2 protein-coding genes are annotated in these 1,168 nt (G+C 38.2%); both read right to left on the reverse strand.

Features of this window, described 5'->3' with window-relative positions:
• Nucleotides 1–102: 102 nt before the first annotated feature.
• Nucleotides 103–642 (reverse strand): SMI1/KNR4 family protein, encoded by a 540-nt coding sequence (locus E8K88_RS17865; RefSeq protein ID WP_136408018.1) that lies wholly within the window; start codon nucleotides 640–642, stop codon nucleotides 103–105.
• 2 nt (nucleotides 643–644) lie between these two features.
• Nucleotides 645–1,168, reverse strand: a 524-nt coding sequence (locus tag E8K88_RS17870; RefSeq protein ID WP_205880131.1) for an HNH endonuclease, incomplete at its 5' end; no start/stop codon positions are given.

Below are 1,168 nucleotides of genomic sequence, written 5' to 3' on the forward strand. Positions count from 1 at the left end.
CCAAAGGCATCGGTTTTGGCGATGCGCCGCCTAAAGGCGTCGTATTGGTAGTCAAAGTGCTAGATATTACAAACGTAAACTCTAAAATTAAAAATTTATAAATTAACTCAATGACTGCAAAAATTCATCCAGTGATTGGGCAATTTTTTTTATATTTTTTCTATATGGCTGCTTTTCTTTATCAGCCTCAAGCTCATGATCCCAAAAGAATAAGTTTCCATATTCGCTATCCGAGCTAGATATAAGTATATAGTTTCCGCCAACATCTTCAGCTATAGGAAGCATTTCCGTTGGAGCTCTTCCCTTAAATCCCTCAATATTTGCTTCAAGTGAGGCTTGATGATACAGGCAATCTGTCGAGAAGAAAAAACGAATTGTTGATTTTTCTTTTTTGTTTATAATAAAGTTTTTCAGGGATGGAATTCCGCCATTGTTTTTAATTAAAAACAATTTGTAATCGTCTGGTAAAATTATTTTTTGTTTTTGTTCAATTTCATTTATCGAAGATGGACTTGCTGTTCTTGGTGTTTCTTGTGCTAAAAGAAGTTCTTTTTTTGTTCTTTTATCATACTTTACGCCTCGTTGTATAAGCTTATTGAGCTCATCGATGCTATAGCCTGGATTTTTGAAGGTTAATTCCATATTTACTCACCTTTGCATTTTGAAACTGCAATTCCTCCAGAGTGCTTAATGGCACCATGCACATCGCTTGGAATCAATTGCATATAACCAGCATCTTGATTATGATGCCAAGTGTAGCCTTCCGGAGTACTCGCAAATCCTGCAGTTTTGTTGGCTCTTGCAAAATCAACATCTCTCGATGAGCCGAGTGCGATTCTTACATTTGATATTGAGTATCTTGAGAAGTCAGGAAATCCAAACATATTAAACGGTACTCCATTTGGGTATCTGTTTGAAAGTCCGGGGTACTTTGCTTTAATTGAGTCGGCAACTTCATCTAAAGGAAATGTTTTTCCTGCCCAGGCGCAATTAATAGGCATTCGTCCATTTATTGGAACTGGGTGGGCTCCTGAGTGTTGGCTATATGAACCTCCTTTCTTGGGCTTTAATCCACGAGGGTCAATCCATCCAGTAGGACTTGGCGCGTAAAAATATACATTTTCGAAGCCCTCTATACCAATCGGATCCTGACTCACAAACCGCCCAC

Source organism: Lampropedia aestuarii, assembly GCF_004803635.1.
In the GTDB taxonomy this organism is placed as follows: domain Bacteria; phylum Pseudomonadota; class Gammaproteobacteria; order Burkholderiales; family Burkholderiaceae_C; genus Lampropedia; species Lampropedia aestuarii.

Coding starts and splice junctions, on each gene's coding strand:
- E8K88_RS17865 (WP_136408018.1), bottom strand. CDS start 642: ATGGAATTAACCTTCAAAAATCCAGGCTATAGCATCGATGAGCTCAAT.